This window comes from Streptomyces lothianensis, assembly GCF_047779955.1.
Taxonomy (GTDB): Bacteria; Actinomycetota; Actinomycetes; order Streptomycetales; family Streptomycetaceae; genus Streptomyces.
Map to the genome: position 1 here is coordinate 19,043 of NZ_JBLMKT010000068.1, position 13,668 is coordinate 32,710.

Below are 13,668 nucleotides of genomic sequence, written 5' to 3' on the forward strand. Positions count from 1 at the left end.
GGAGATTGATTTGCTGACTGTGACCTCCGTGAACGTGAATGGGATCCGCGCCGCCGCCAGGAAGGGCTTCACCGAGTGGCTCGCGCAGACCGACGCCGATGTCGTCTGCCTGCAGGAGGTGCGGGCGGAGGCCGAGCAGATCCCCGCGGAGGTCCGCGACCCGGAAGGCTGGCACGTACACCTCACGCCGTCCGTCGCCAAGGGCCGTGCAGGCGTCGCCGTCTACTCGCGGCGCGCGCCCGAACGCGTACGGACCGGCTTCGGCTCGCAGGAGTTCGACGCGAGCGGCCGCTACCTGGAGATCGACCTGCCGGGGCTCACGGTCGCCAGCCTGTACCTGCCCTCGGGGCAGGTCGGCACCGAGCGGCAGGACGAGAAGTACCGCTTCATGGCGGAGTTCCGCACGTATCTGACGGCCCTGCGCGAGCGCGCCGCCCGCGACGGACGCGAGGTCCTGGTCTGCGGCGACTGGAACATCGCGCACCAGGAGACCGACCTCAAGAACTGGCGCTCCAACAAGAAGAACGCGGGCTTCCTGCCGGAGGAGCGGGAGTGGCTCGGCACCGTCTACGAGGAGTACGTGGACGTGGTCCGCGCGCTGCACCCGGAGGCGGAGGGCCCGTACTCGTGGTGGACGTACCGGGGCCGGGCCTTCGACAACGACACGGGCTGGCGCATCGACCTCGCCGTCGCGAGTCCGGGGCTGGCGGAGAAGGCGGTCAAGGCGTACGTGGAGCGGGCCGCGAGCCACGACGAGCGGTGGTCGGACCACGCGCCGGTGACGGTCGTCTTCGATCGGTGACCCGCCGCCGGTGCGGCCCTCGGGTCCGCCCCGGCTCTCGTTGCGGTGGTGGCCCCGGTCGCGGTCTCAGGCCTGCTCCTCCGCCGCCAGCCGCCGGTCCAGCGCCAGTGACAGCTCCGCCTCCACCACGGCCTTCGCCAGGGGGCGGAGCTTTTCGACGCCCGCGTCCGGGGCGTGGGTGCGGACCGTGGTGAGGAAGAGTTCGGCCAGCGCGTCCGCGTGCTGCCGTACGCGCGCGCCCGCCTGCAGGACCTCCGCGAGCGGGACGCCCGCGCGGACCAGGGCCGTGGAGGCGTCGAGGAGGCGGCGGCTGATGTGCACGATCTCCTCGCCGTCGGCGGCGAGGTAGCCCATGTCGAGGGCTGCGGCGAGGTTCTCGGGGGTGACCTCGCCCGCGAAGGCGTCGGCCAGTTCCTCCGGGCTGAGGCGGACCGGGGTCTCCTCGGTGGGGTCGATGCCGAGCACCTCGCTGACGTCGCGGCCCGATTCCAGGGCCTCGTTCAGCTCGGCGATCACGGAGAGCGTGTGGCCGCGTTCCAGCATCGCGCTGATGGTGTGCAGCCGGGCCAGGTGGTGTTCGTCGTACCAGGCGATGCGGCCCTCGCGGCGCGGCGGCGGGATGAGGCCGCGTTCGCGGTAGAAGCGCAGGGTGCGCACCGGGATGCCGGCCGCTTCGGCGAGCTCCGTCATGCGGTACTCGCGGACGCCCTTCGGGGCTCCTGACTGCTTTGCTTCCTTAGCCTTCTCCGCCACGTCGAGCACCTTATGTTGTACCGCCGGTAACTTGTCTCGCCGAACCCCTACCCATGAGTACGGAGCTGCTCTACTCTCCCCACTGTGCCAGTGGTTACTGGCATGGTCGTCGCGTACTTCGGGAGGCGGGCTGCATGGGCGAGCAGGAGCAGGAGCACGAGCACGAGCATGTGCGGGTGGCGGTGATCGGCTCCGGCTTCGGCGGGCTCGGCGCGGCCGTTCGGCTCCGCCGCGAGGGCATCACGGACTTCGTGGTCCTCGAACGCGCCGGCGCCGTCGGCGGCACCTGGCGCGACAACAGCTATCCGGGCTGTGCCTGCGATGTGCCGAGCCACCTCTACTCCTTCTCCTTCGCACCCCACCCCGAATGGCCGCGCACCTTCTCCGGCCAGGAGCACATCCGGTCGTATCTGGAGCATGTCGCCGACACCTTCGGGCTGCGGCCGCACCTGCGCCTCGACTCCGAGGTCAAGCACATGCGCTGGGACACCGAGCGGCTGCACTGGGTGGTGGAGACGGCCGGGGGGACGCTCACCGCCGACGTGGTCGTCTCCGCGACCGGTCCGCTCTCCGACCCGAAGATCCCGGACATCCCCGGCCTCGACGGCTTCGAGGGCAAGGTCTTCCACTCCGCGCAGTGGGACCACGGCTACGACCTGCGCGGCAAGCGTGTCGCGATGATCGGCACCGGGGCCTCCGCGATCCAGATCGTGCCGGAGATCCAGAAGACGGCCGGCCACGTCACGCTCTTCCAGCGCACCCCGCCGTGGGTCCTGCCGCGCGCCGACCGTGCGATCACCGCCGCCGAGCGCTGGCTGCACCGGCAGCTGCCGTTCACCGCGCAGCTGCGGCGCGGGCTGCTGTGGGGGATACGGGAGCTGCAGGTCCAGGCGTTCACCAAGCGCCCGAACGAGCTCGGCCTGGTCGAGAAGCTGGCCAAGGCCAATATGCACCGTTCGGTCAAGGACCCGGAGCTGCGCCGCAAGCTGACCCCGACCTACCGCATCGGCTGCAAGCGGATCCTGCTCTCCAACGCGTACTACCCGGCGCTCGCCAAGGCCAACGTCGACGTCGTCGCCAGCGGGCTCGCGGAAATACGCGGCAACACGCTCGTGGCCGCCGACGGCACCGAGACCGAGGTCGACGCGATCGTCTTCGGCACCGGCTTCCACGTGACCGACCTGCCGATCGCGGACCGGGTGACCGGCGCCGAGGGGCAGACGCTCGCCGAGTCCTGGCGGGACGGGATGAAGTCGCTGCGCGGCGCGACCGCCGCCGGCTTCCCCAACTGGATGACGATCATCGGCCCCAACACCGGGCTCGGGAACTCCTCGATGATCCTCATGATCGAGTCCCAGCTGAACTACCTGGCCGACTACCTGCGTCAGCTCGACACCCTCGGCGGCCGGGCCGCACTCGCCGCACGGCCCTCCGCCGTCAACGCCTGGAACCGGCGCGTACAGGAGCGGATGAAGCGCACGGTGTGGAACACCGGAGGCTGCACCAGCTGGTACCTGGACGCCAACGGCGTCAACACCACCGTCTGGCCGGGCACCACCACCGAGTTCCGCTCCGCCACCCGGCGCGTCGACCTCGCGGAGTACGAGGTGATCCGGCCGCCGAAGGCCGCGGAACCCGTGACGGGCGCCAAGGGAGCGAAGGGCGCGAAGGCCGCGAAGGGCGCGAAGGGTGAGAAGGGCGCGCAGAGGGCCGTGGACACGAAGACCACGCACGCGCAGAGCACGGAGAAGAGCACGGAGAAAAGCACGAAGAACGCCGGCAACAAGAACACGAACCGGACCGAAAAGGTGGACGCATGAGCCGCTTGACGCACGTGACCTCCGGCCCCTATGCCCCGCCGGTCGCCGCCCGCGAACTGACCGCCGTCTCCGCCGACGGCGCGCGCCTGCACGTCGAGGTGCACGGCCCTGTCGACGATCCCGCCGCGCCCGCCGTGGTGCTGGTGCACGGCTGGGTCTGCTCGACGGCCTTCTGGGCCGCGCAGATCCGGGAGCTGGCCCGCGAGCACCGTGTCATCGCCTACGACCAGCGCGGCCACGGCCGCTCCCCGGCCTCCTTCAGGCCCGGCGGCTACGACGTCGCCACCCTCGTCGAGGACCTCGAAGCGGTGCTCGCCGCCACGCTCGCACCGGGCGAGAAGGCCGTGCTCGTCGGCCACTCCATGGGCGGGATGACCCTCATGGCGGCGGCCGGGAGCCCGAAGGCCGAGGAGCACACGGCGGCCGTGCTGCTCTGCAGCACCGGCATGGTGCGGCTGCCGGAGCGGGCCACGGTGGCCCCGGCCCGCGCGGGGCGGCTGCGCACCCGGCTGCACCGCGCGCTGCTGCACTCCAAGGCGCCGCTCGGCCCGGTCACGCCGATCGCCCGCGCGGTCCTGAAGTACGCGACGATGGGCCCCGGTTCCTCGCGCGAGAAGGTCGAGGCCTGCGCCCGTATCGTGCACGCCTGCCCGCGCGCCGTGCGCCAGGCCTGGGGCCGGGTGCTCGCCACGCTCGACGTCGAGGCGAACCTGGCGCGCCTCACCGCTCCCACGACCGTGCTCGTGGGGGCCGCCGACAAGTTCACCCCGCCCGTCGGCGCCCGCGCCATCGTGGCCGCGCTGCCCGACTGCGCCGAGTTCACCGAGCTGGCGGGGCTCGGCCACATGACCCCGGTGGAAGCCCCGGATCTCGTCAACACCCGCATACGTCAACTCGCCGCCGCCCATGCCGTGGCGTCGGCCCGCACCGAAGTGAAGGAGGGGGCATGAGCAAGGTCGCCCTCGAAGGACAGGTCGCCGTGGTCACCGGGGCGGCGCGCGGCGTCGGGGAACTGCTCGCGCGCAAGCTCTCCGCGCGCGGCGCGAAGGTGGCCCTGGTCGGCCTGGAGCCCGAGCTGCTCAAGGAGGTCTCCTCCAAGCTGCACACCGACTCCGACCACTGGCACGCCGACATCACCGACCACGTGGCGATGGCGCGGGTCGCGCAGGAGGTCAAGGAACGCTTCGGCAAGGTGGACATCGTGGTCGCCAACGCCGGGGTGGCAGCGGGCGGTCCGTTCACCGACTCGGATCCCGTTGCCTGGCGGCGGGTGATCGAGGTCAATCTGATCGGCTCGGCCGTGACCGGGCGCGCCTTCCTGCCCGTCCTGATGGAGAGCCGGGGCTACTTCCTGCAGATCGCCTCGCTCGCGGCGATGACGCCCGCGCCGATGATGAGCGCGTACTGCGCCTCCAAGTCCGGCGTCGAGGCCTTCGCACACAGCCTGCGTGCCGAAGTCGGCTACCAGGGCGTACGGGTCGGGGTCGGCTATCTGTCCTGGACCGACACGGACATGGTGCGCGGCGCGGACGAGGACGACGTGATGCGGGAGCTGCGCGCGCGGCTGCCGTGGCCGTCCAACAAGACGTATCCGCTGGGTCCGGCCGTCGACCGGATCGTCGCCGGGATCGAGCGGCGCTCGGCGCATGTCTACGGGCAGTGGTGGCTGCGCGGGATGCAGTCCGTGCGCGGTTATCTGCCCTCGGCCATCGGCACGGTGGGCGGCCGCGAGATGAAGCGCTTCGAGGGCCGCTTCGGCTCCGGCAACCGGGGGCTCGTGGGGGCGGGCGGGGCCGCGGACGAGGCGGGGCGCAGCTCGCACAACTCGTAGGCCTGTACGGCTCGTAGGCCCGTTCGGCTCGTGGGCCCGTACGGTAGGCCCGCACGGCTCGTAGCACATGGCAGAGGGCGCACCCGGGACCTCCGGGTGCGCCCTCTTCGCGCAGAGTGCGATGCGCAGTGCGCGATGCGTGGATCAGACGCGGCGGATCAGTCGCGCCGGGTCAGGACTCGTAGTCCTTCGAGTCGTCGAAGGACTGCTGGCGGTAGGGGTTCTTCGGGGAGTCCTGCTCCTGCTGCGTGCCGCGTTGCTGCTGTGCGCCGCGTTCCTGGGCCTGCTGGGCACCGCGTTCGGCCTGCGGTCGCGCCTGTCCGGCGCGCTCCCGGGCCTCCTGTGCGCCGCGCTGGGCCTGCTGCTGCGTCTTCCGGCCCTGCTGCGAGGCCTGTTCCCTGGCCTGCTCGGCGGCCTGGGAGGTCTTCTCGCTGGCGTCGTCCATCGCGCCCTTCGCGCGGTTCTGGACCTCTGAGGCCTTGTCCTTGAACTGGTCGGCGATGCCCATGAATGTTCACTCCTGAGGTGGGTGAGGGGATTGGGCCTCGACCAGCGTGGCATGACCGGGTATAGCGCGCATTTCGATCTCCGTCACCGTCCGTCAGCCCCGTCGCCCCAAGGGCCGTGCGGGCTCGGCACATCACGTACATCACTGCCGCGGCGGCAACTTGGGCCGCCGCCGGTCAGGTACGGCGGAGTAGTCGGGCGGGACGGCGGCCGGTTCCTGTTCCAGGAGCTCCAGGGCGAGCCGTACCGCGTCGTCGAGCTGTGCGTGGCGGCCTTCCGCCCAGTCCAGCGGGGTGCGCAGCGCCTCGAAGTCCGGTTCCACGCCGTGGTTCTCGACGGACCAGCCGTATGTGTCGAACCAGGCCGCGTTCATCGGCACCGTGATCACCGTGCCGTCGCCGAGCCGGTGGCGCCCGGTCATGCCGACCACCCCGCCCCAGGTGCGCTGCCCGACCACGGGACCGAGCCCGAGCAGCTTGAACGCCGCCGTGATCATGTCGCCGTCCGAGGAGGTGGCCTCGTCGGCGAGCGCCACGATCGGCCCGCGCGGCGCGTTCGAGGCGTACGAGACGGGCTGGGCGTCGCGGGTCAGATCCCAGCCGAGGATCGAGCGGGTGAGCTTCTCGACGACGAGTTCGCTGATGTGCCCGCCCGCGTTGCCGCGCACGTCGACGAGCAGCGCCGGGCGCGACACCTCCATCCGGACGTCCCGGTTGAACTGCGCCCAGCCGGAGCCGCCCATGTCGGGGATGTGCAGATAGCCGCACTTGCCGTGGCTCAGGTCCCGTACCACCCCGCGCCGTTTGGCCACCCAGTCCTGGTAGCGCAGCGGCCGTTCGTCGACCAGCGGGACGACCGCGACGCGCCGCGCGCGGCCCTTGCCCCCGGCCGGTGTGAAGGTCAGCTCGACGGTGGTGCCGCCGGTGCCCGCGAGGAGCGGGTACGGACCGGCGACCGGGTCCACGGGGTGGCCGTTGACATGGGTGAGGACGGCGCCTTCACGCAGGCCGAGCCCGGCGAGCGGGGAGCGGGCCCGGGAGTCGGAGTTGTCGCCGGGCAGCACCCGTTTGATGAGCCACCGCCCGTCGCGGCAGACGAAGTTGGCGCCGAGCAGGCCCTGGGCGCGCTGGTAGTGCGGTGGCCCCTCGTTGCGGCGGGCGGGTGTCACGTACGCGTGCGAGGTGCCGAGTTCGCCGAGGGCCTCGCGCAGCAGGTCGGCGAACTCGTCGGGGGACGCGACCCGTTCGACGAGCGGCCGGTACTGGTCGAGGACGCCCGGCCAGTCGACGCCGCACATGCCGGGCTCCCAGAACAGGTGCCGGGTGATGCGGCCGGCCTCGTCGTAGGCCTGCCGCCATTCCTGCGGCGGGTCGACCTCGTGCACGATGCGGCGCAGGTCGATCCAGACCGTCGAATCGCCGTCGCCGGACTCGGTGGAGGGCACGGCCCGCAGTTCGCCCTCGTCGACCACGACGAGTCGGCTGAGGTCGCCGCTGAGCGCGAACCAGTCGAGGTCGTCGACGAGTTCGGTCTTCTTCGCCTTGGAGATGTCGAAGTACTCGAGGGTCGGCCGCCCCGAGGTGTCCGCCGGGTTCGCGAAGGTCTCGCCGAGCGCGCCGGAGATCGGCCAGCGCAGCCACACCAGACCGCCGCCGCCGACGGCCGCGAGCGAGGAGTACTTGGAGGCGGCGACCGGGAACGGCGTCACCCGGTCGGCGAGCCCTTCGGTCTCCACGAGGACCGTGCCCTCGCCGCCCTCGCTGTTCTCGCCCTCGACGGGATCGAGGCCGCCCGCCGCGGGCCGCCCGTCGGGCGAGAGCGCGAACGGGGACGGGGTCGCCGAGGACAGCGGTACGAGATAGGGGCGGCAGCCGAGCGGGAACGACAGGTCGCCGGTGTGCACGTCGTACACCGGGTCGAAGCCGCGCCAGGAGAGGAAGGCGAGGTAGCGGCCGTCGCTGGTGAATACGGGGTTCTCGTCCTCGAAGCGGCCGTCGGTGACATCGATGACGGAGCGGGCGCCGGGGCCGGTGATCCGGGCCATTTTGATCTGCCGCAGGGAGCGCCCGATCCCGGGATGCGACCAGGTCAGCCAGGCGCCGTCCGGCGAGAAGGCCAGGTCGCGCACCGGCCCGTTGACGGAACGGATCAGCTCGGTGACCTCGCCGCCGGGGCCGTTGCGGCCGGATCCGTCACCGCCCGCCCCGTCGCCGCCCGCCCCGTCGCCGCCCGCCCTGTCGCCGCCGGACTCCTCGCCCCCAGCCTCCTCGGACGCGCCGCCCGCCTCCTCGGACATGCCGCCCGCCTCCTCGGACACGTCGATGAGCAGCAGCCGCCCGTCGTTCGAGGCGACCGCGATGCGTTCGCCCTCCGGGTCGGAGACCAGTTCCTGCACCCGGCCCAGCTCCCCGGAGGCGAGCCGGCGCGGGGCGCGTTCGCCGCTGGCGCGCGGCAGATACGAGATCTCCACCGCGTCCTCGCCGTCGGCGTCCGTCACGTACGCCACCTGCCCGCCGGTCCCCAGCATCTCCGGCAGCCGCACCCGCACGCCCGGGGTGTCGACGATGGTGCGGGCCGGGCCGTCGCGGTGGGTCAGCCAGTACAGGCTGCCGCGGACGCAGACCGCGCTCGCGCGGCCCGTGGTGTCCACGGAGATGCCGTCGACATGGTTCGCGGCGGGCACCTGGTAGGAGCGCCGCCCCACCCGCGGCCCGCCGAGCCGCATGGGCAGACGCCGGGGCTCTGACTCGGGGGACAGGTCGTCGACGAGCCAGATGTCACCGGCGCACTGGTAGACGATCCGCTCGCCGTCGCTGGAGGCGTGCCGGGCGTAGAAGGCGTCGTGGTCGGTGTGGCGCCGGAGGTCGGTGCCGTCGGGTGCGCAGGAGTACAGGTTGCCGATGCCCTCGTGGTCGGAGAGGAAGGCGATCCGGCCGCGTACGAACATCGGCGAGGCGATATGCCCGCCGAGGTCTTCGAGCAGCCGCTTGCCGTGCAGCCACAGCCGGCCCATGGCCCCGCCCCGGTACCGCTTCCAGGCGGCGGGCTCGTGCGGCGGTTTGCCGGTGAGCAGCAGGGTACGGCGCTCACCGTCGACGTCGGCGACCGCGATGTCGCTGACCGGACCCCAGGGCATCTTGCCGCCGGGGGAGCCGTCGGTCGGCACGGTGTAGGCCCAGGAGAAGTACGAGAAGGGCTGGCCGTGGCTGGCGACGGCGAGGATGTCCCCGTCCGGGGACCAGCCGCAGACGCGGGTGTCGGTGTTCCCCCAGTACGTGAGCCGCTGCGCGGGCCCGCCCTCGACGGGGACGACATGGATCTCCGGATCGAGACTGCGCCAGGTCGTGTACGCGATCCGGGTGCCGTCCGGGGAGAAGCGCGGGTGGCTGACGCGGGTGCGGTCGACGGTGAGCCGCCAGGCCCGCTGGGGGGCCGCGCCCTCGGGCGTGATCGGACTGAGCCAGAGATCGTCCTCGGCGGCGAAGCAGACGAGGTCGCCGTGCAGGTGCGGGAAGCGGAGGTACGCGGCTGTCGTGGTCATCGCAGAGTCGCTCACCCACTCATGCTTTTCCGCTGAACGGGGTGCGGCAACTCGGATTGGCGGCCCATCTTGCGGCGGGCGGCCGATCTCGCCGCGGGCGGCCGGCTTGCGGCGGGCGGCCGGCTCGGGTCCCGGGTCCGGCTTTCAGCGCGCCGCCGGCTCGGGTGCCGCCGCCGTGCGGCGCAGGAAGCGGCTCAGGCAGGCGTTGTCCAGCTGGAGGACCGCGACGCTGTGCCCCGTATGGAACTCGACGACGGTCGCGACCCGCCCGCAGGGCCAGACCCGGGCGCCGCCGCCGGAGGCGGGAGCCGCCATGCCCTGTTCGAGCACCTCGCGGGGAAGCGACCAGCCGGGGGCGTCGTGGCCGACGATCATGATGTGCACGGGCCCCTCGGGCGCCTGGCGCAGCGCGACCCGGACGGCCCGGTGGGTGTCGTCACCGTCGGTGTCGGTGACGAGGTGGGCGCGGGTGCAGACCTGACCCGCCCGTTGGTGCTCCTGGTCCATCGGAGAGCTCCTCACAACGTAGAAGCGTTCACGTAGCAACCAAATCTGTATGCCCCTGTATGTCTGATTTAAGCCCCGTTTACTCGCCTCCGCCTGTGAGCTCGGCCACCTCCTGGCCACAGGTCGCTCTTGCAAGCCCTTCGCAAGAAGCCCCTATCATCGAACGGTTCACCACCCGGCACCGCACGAGCACCGCACAGCACGCCACGAGCCCCCACCAGCACGCCACGAGTCCCCGCAGAGCGGAGAGCCCCTGCCATGCATGTCCCCGACGGATTCATCAACGCACCCGTCTCGGCCGCCGCCGGAGTCGTAGCCGCCGGTGCCGTCGCCGTCTGCCTGCGCGGCGCGCGCCGCGAGCTCGACGATCGCACCGCGCCGCTCGCGGGCCTGGTCGCCGCGTTCATCTTCGCCGTGCAGATGCTGAACTTCCCGGTCGCCGCCGGCACCAGCGGGCACCTCCTGGGCGGTGCGCTCGCCGCCATCCTCGTCGGACCGTACGCCGGTGTGCTGTGCATAGCCGTGGTGCTGCTCCTCCAGGGCGTGCTCTTCGCCGACGGCGGGCTCACCGCGCTCGGCGTCAACATCACGGTCATGGGCGTCGTCACCGCCGTCGTCGCGTACGCGCTCTTCCGCGGCCTGCTCAAGCTGCTGCCGAAGAACCGCCGCTCCGTCACCATCGCCTCCTTCGTCGCCGCGCTGGTCTCCGTACCGGCCTCGGCGGCCGCCTTCGTCCTCGTGTACGCGGTCGGCGGGGTCACCGAGGTGCCGCTGGGCACTGTCTTCACGGCGATGGTCGGCGTGCACACCCTCATCGGCATCGGCGAGGCCGCCATCACCGCGGCCACCGTCGGCGCGGTGATCGCCGTACGCCCCGACCTCGTGCACGGCGCCCGCGGCCTGAGCACCCCGCTCAAGCTGCGCGTCGGCGGCGAGCTCGTCGACGCCGAGCCCACGGTCGTCCAGGGCCCCGTCCGCTCCCCGCGCAAGGTGTGGATCACCGGACTCGTCGCCTCCCTCGCGCTCGCCGGTTTCGTCTCCTTCTACGCCTCCGCCGACCCCGACGGCCTGGAGAAGGTCGCCGCCGACAAGGGCTTCGACAAGGGCGCCGAGACCCGCGAGCACGCCACGGCCGACTCCCCGCTCGCCGACTACGGCGTCAAGGACGTCGACAACGAGCGGCTCTCCGGCGGCCTCGCGGGCGTGATCGGCGTCGGCGCCACCGTCCTCGTCGGCACCGGCGTCTTCCTCGTCGTACGCAAGCGGCGCTCCGGGACTCCTGCCGCCGCAGACGCCGCTACCGACTCGCGTACCCCGGAAGCCGTCTGACATGGGTGCGGGCCACGCGCACAAGCTCTACCGGCACGGGCACTCACCCGTGCACGCCCTGCCGCCGCACTGCAAGCTCGCCGCCGTCCTCTGCTTCGTCGTGGTGGTCGTCTCCACCCCGCGCGAGGCGGTCTGGGCCTTCGGGCTCTACGCGGTGCTGCTCGCCGTGGTCGCCGGCGTGGCCCGCATCCCCGCCGGATTCCTCCTCAAGCGCCTCCTCTTCGAGGTGCCGTTCGTGGCCTTCGCGGTCCTGCTGCCGTTCGTCGCCCAGGGCGAGCGGACCGAGGTGCTCGGCATGTCGCTGAGCGTCAGCGGCCTCTGGGGCGCGTGGAACATCCTCGCCAAGGGCACCCTCGGCGTCGCCGCCTCCGTACTCCTCGCCTCCACCACCGAACTGCGCGAACTCCTCCTCGGCCTCCAGCGCCTCAAACTCCCGCCGCTGCTCGTCCAGATCGCCTCCTTCATGATCCGCTACGGGGACGTCATCACCGACGAGCTGCGCCGGATGCGCATCGCCCGCGAATCCCGCGGCTTCGAGGCCCGCGGCATCCGCCAGTGGGGCGTCCTCGCCAAGACCGCGGGAGCGCTCTTCATCCGCTCCTACGAACGCGGCGAGCGGGTCCACCTCGCCATGGTCAGCCGGGGGTACACGGGCACGATGCCGGTGATCGACGAGGTGACCGCCTCGCGTGTGCAGTGGTCGTACGCGTTCACGCTTCCCGTATGTGCTCTGCTCGTCTGCCTGTTGGGGTGGTTCCTGTGACAGCTTCCGTATCGCCCTCGACGCCGGCCTCCGAGATGGCCTCCGCGCCCGCCTCCGGGTCGCCCTCCGCGGCGGCCTCCGCGCCGACGTCCCTCGACGTACGAGGCCTGGCGTACGCCTACCCCGACGGCCACCAGGCCCTGTTCGGCGTCGACTTCAGCATCGCGCGCGGCGAGCGGGTCGCACTGCTCGGACCGAACGGCGCGGGCAAGACGACCCTCGTCCTGCACCTCAACGGGATCCTCGGCGGGGGAGTGGGCGCGGTGCACGTCGCGGGTGTGCCCGTCGTCAAGAAGCACTTCGCCGAGGTGCGCCGCCGGGTCGGCATCGTCTTCCAGGACCCCGACGACCAGCTGTTCATGCCGACCGTCCGCGAGGATGTCGCCTTCGGGCCGGCCGCGGCGGGGCTGCGCGGCGCGGAACTGGAGGCCTGCGTGCACAAGGCCCTGTCCCTGGTGGGCATGGAGGCCTTCGCCGACCGGCCCCCGCACCACCTCTCCTTCGGGCAGCGCCGCCGCGTGGCCGTCGCCACGGTGCTCGCGATGGAACCCGAGATCCTGGTCCTCGACGAGCCCTCCTCGAACCTCGACCCGGCCTCGCGCCGCGAGCTCGCCGACATCCTGCGCTCGCTCGACGTGACGGTCCTCATGGTCACCCACGACCTGCCGTACGCCCTCGAACTCTGCCCCCGCTCCCTCATCCTCAGCGAGGGCGCGATCGCGGCGGACGGCCCGACCGCCGACCTCCTCGTGGACGAGGAGCTGATGCACGCCAACCGCCTGGAGCTCCCCTTCGGCTTCGACCCGCGGTCGGTACGGACGGGCTGAGGCCCGATCCGCGGCTCGATCCGCGGCTCGATCCGCGCCCTCAGGGCGTGGCGCCGAGCGCGGCCCGCAGGCGGGCGGCGTGGGTGCGCATGTCGCGACCCGGCGTCTCCGGCCCTCCCGCCTGCGGATTGCTGCGACAGCCTCGGCACAGGCCTCCGGGGAGGGCTTCCGGGCGCCCCGGGATGCCGCCTTCGGCGCGCTCCATGATGGCGCGGGGCTCACGGCGGGCGACGCCGAAGCCTTGCGGTCACTGCACCAGCTAGATCCGGCGGAACTTGCGTTCGCCGTCGTCCACGTAGTTGACCTTGACGCCTCGGCGGGTCCGGCGGACCGCCTCGGCCAGTCTCGCCGGGTCCGCCATGGTGTACCACACGGTGTTTCCGACGGCCCTCTCGTGGATGCGGTACCAGCTTCTGTCCTTGTCCTTCTCCATCCGCTTCCGGAACCGCGGATCGCTCGGGTCGGCCCGCTCCCTGCCCGGCTTCAGCCGCGCCCCGACGTGATTCCAGTGGAAGCTGGACCCGCGGGAGACCGTGACCTGCCCCATGACGTCGATGCTCTCCACGTCCTCCCAGCGGAACCTCAGCTTCGGCAGCCCGGTGAACTGCGAGTGAAGCGTGAGGCCGTCCTCCGTCAGCCGGGCCACGGGTAACAGGGCGAGCGCCCGCGGCCCTGCGAGAACGAGGATGAAGCCGAGGAGAGTCAGCCACATGTAGGACGCCCGTGAGTGCCAGGTGGCGATGGCGGCGACGGTGGACACCGAGGCGAAGACGGTGAAGCCGACGATGTAGGAGGGGCTGGGGCGGTTGCGGATCCACATTTCGAGGTGGTTTCTCCATCGGGCGGACGTGCGGTCTCTCATCCTCACCGGAGCGGCTCGTGAAGCAAAGGGAGGATCGGCTCCATGTCCGACGGGCCGCGTGCCCTCTGCTCGGCCCGTGGGGCGACTCGTGGCGCCCGGCGTCCGGCCTCTTGTCCCGCGCCGCCC

At 72.0% G+C, this 13,668-nt stretch carries 12 protein-coding genes; 7 read left to right on the forward strand and 5 right to left on the reverse strand.

Annotated elements, in window-relative coordinates; translation table 11 throughout:
* The first annotated feature begins 10 nt into the window (after positions 1-10).
* A complete protein-coding gene (locus ACLF6P_RS23675) occupies positions 11-802 on the forward strand; it encodes an exodeoxyribonuclease III (RefSeq protein ID WP_415952718.1) in 792 nt (263 codons plus the stop codon).
* Positions 803-868: 66 nt separating this feature from the next.
* On the opposite strand, the gene ACLF6P_RS23680 is transcribed toward ACLF6P_RS23675, so the two are convergent.
* Positions 869-1,492: a MerR family transcriptional regulator gene (locus tag ACLF6P_RS23680; protein ID WP_415952792.1), complete on the reverse strand. Its 624-nt coding sequence runs from the start codon at positions 1,490-1,492 to the stop codon at positions 869-871.
* A gap of 197 nt (positions 1,493-1,689) precedes the next feature.
* Between ACLF6P_RS23680 and ACLF6P_RS23685 the strand changes: the two genes are divergently transcribed.
* Genes ACLF6P_RS23685 through ACLF6P_RS23695 form a run of 3 tightly spaced genes read left to right on the forward strand, consistent with a single transcriptional unit; the run spans position 1,690 to position 5,206 of the window.
* Entirely contained in the window at positions 1,690-3,375 is a 1,686-nt protein-coding gene (locus ACLF6P_RS23685; protein WP_415952720.1) for a flavin-containing monooxygenase, read from the forward strand.
* Complete coding sequence (locus ACLF6P_RS23690; RefSeq protein WP_415952721.1) at positions 3,372-4,325, forward strand: alpha/beta fold hydrolase; 954 nt, start codon at positions 3,372-3,374, stop codon at positions 4,323-4,325. Before ACLF6P_RS23685 ends, ACLF6P_RS23690 begins: the two co-directional genes overlap by 4 nt.
* Positions 4,322-5,206 carry an SDR family oxidoreductase gene (locus tag ACLF6P_RS23695; protein ID WP_415952723.1) on the forward strand — a complete coding sequence of 295 codons (885 nt, stop codon included), beginning with the start codon at positions 4,322-4,324 and terminating at the stop codon, positions 5,204-5,206. The genes ACLF6P_RS23690 and ACLF6P_RS23695 overlap by 4 nt, the downstream gene beginning before the upstream one ends.
* Before the next feature lie 172 nt (positions 5,207-5,378).
* Here the strand turns inward: ACLF6P_RS23695 and ACLF6P_RS23700 are convergent, their stop codons facing one another.
* The 3 genes from ACLF6P_RS23700 to ACLF6P_RS23710 all read right to left on the reverse strand — a co-directional run bounded on the left by ACLF6P_RS23700 (position 5,379) and on the right by ACLF6P_RS23710 (position 9,761).
* The gene (locus ACLF6P_RS23700; RefSeq protein WP_415952725.1) at positions 5,379-5,714 is read right to left on the reverse strand and encodes a hypothetical protein; all 336 of its coding nucleotides are present in this window, start codon (positions 5,712-5,714) and stop codon (positions 5,379-5,381) included.
* A 141-nt stretch (positions 5,715-5,855) separates the two neighbouring features.
* A complete protein-coding gene (locus tag ACLF6P_RS23705) occupies positions 5,856-9,254 on the reverse strand; it encodes a S41 family peptidase (protein WP_415952793.1) in 3,399 nt (1,132 codons plus the stop codon).
* A 144-nt stretch (positions 9,255-9,398) separates the two neighbouring features.
* Positions 9,399-9,761: an SsgA family sporulation/cell division regulator gene (locus ACLF6P_RS23710; protein WP_415952727.1), complete on the reverse strand. Its 363-nt coding sequence runs from the start codon at positions 9,759-9,761 to the stop codon at positions 9,399-9,401.
* Positions 9,762-10,019: 258 nt separating this feature from the next.
* Between ACLF6P_RS23710 and ACLF6P_RS23715 the strand changes: the two genes are divergently transcribed.
* Genes ACLF6P_RS23715 through ACLF6P_RS23725 form a run of 3 tightly spaced genes read left to right on the forward strand, consistent with a single transcriptional unit; the run spans position 10,020 to position 12,680 of the window.
* Positions 10,020-11,090, forward strand: coding sequence for an energy-coupling factor ABC transporter permease (locus tag ACLF6P_RS23715; protein ID WP_415952729.1), 1,071 nt, complete (start codon positions 10,020-10,022; stop codon positions 11,088-11,090).
* 1 nt (position 11,091) lies between these two features.
* Complete coding sequence (gene cbiQ / locus ACLF6P_RS23720) at positions 11,092-11,853, forward strand: cobalt ECF transporter T component CbiQ (protein WP_415952731.1); 762 nt, start codon at positions 11,092-11,094, stop codon at positions 11,851-11,853.
* A gap of 35 nt (positions 11,854-11,888) precedes the next feature.
* Positions 11,889-12,680, forward strand: coding sequence for an energy-coupling factor ABC transporter ATP-binding protein (locus ACLF6P_RS23725; RefSeq protein ID WP_415952794.1), 792 nt, complete (start codon positions 11,889-11,891; stop codon positions 12,678-12,680).
* Positions 12,681-12,939: 259 nt separating this feature from the next.
* Here the strand turns inward: ACLF6P_RS23725 and ACLF6P_RS23730 are convergent, their stop codons facing one another.
* Positions 12,940-13,500, reverse strand: a complete 561-nt coding sequence (locus ACLF6P_RS23730; protein ID WP_415952732.1) for a hypothetical protein — start codon at positions 13,498-13,500, stop codon at positions 12,940-12,942.
* Positions 13,501-13,668: the final 168 nt, after the last annotated feature.

Coding starts and splice junctions, on each gene's coding strand:
- ACLF6P_RS23680 (WP_415952792.1), bottom strand. CDS start 1,492: ATGACGGAGCTCGCCGAAGCGGCCGGCATCCCGGTGCGCACCCTGCGC.
- ACLF6P_RS23685 (WP_415952720.1), top strand. CDS start 1,690: ATGGGCGAGCAGGAGCAGGAGCACGAGCACGAGCATGTGCGGGTGGCG.
- ACLF6P_RS23690 (WP_415952721.1), top strand. CDS start 3,372: ATGAGCCGCTTGACGCACGTGACCTCCGGCCCCTATGCCCCGCCGGTC.
- ACLF6P_RS23695 (WP_415952723.1), top strand. CDS start 4,322: ATGAGCAAGGTCGCCCTCGAAGGACAGGTCGCCGTGGTCACCGGGGCG.
- ACLF6P_RS23700 (WP_415952725.1), bottom strand. CDS start 5,714: ATGGGCATCGCCGACCAGTTCAAGGACAAGGCCTCAGAGGTCCAGAAC.
- ACLF6P_RS23705 (WP_415952793.1), bottom strand. CDS start 9,254: ATGACCACGACAGCCGCGTACCTCCGCTTCCCGCACCTGCACGGCGAC.
- ACLF6P_RS23710 (WP_415952727.1), bottom strand. CDS start 9,761: ATGGACCAGGAGCACCAACGGGCGGGTCAGGTCTGCACCCGCGCCCAC.
- ACLF6P_RS23715 (WP_415952729.1), top strand. CDS start 10,020: ATGCATGTCCCCGACGGATTCATCAACGCACCCGTCTCGGCCGCCGCC.
- cbiQ (WP_415952731.1), top strand. CDS start 11,092: ATGGGTGCGGGCCACGCGCACAAGCTCTACCGGCACGGGCACTCACCC.
- ACLF6P_RS23725 (WP_415952794.1), top strand. CDS start 11,889: ATGGCCTCCGCGCCCGCCTCCGGGTCGCCCTCCGCGGCGGCCTCCGCG.
- ACLF6P_RS23730 (WP_415952732.1), bottom strand. CDS start 13,500: ATGTGGATCCGCAACCGCCCCAGCCCCTCCTACATCGTCGGCTTCACC.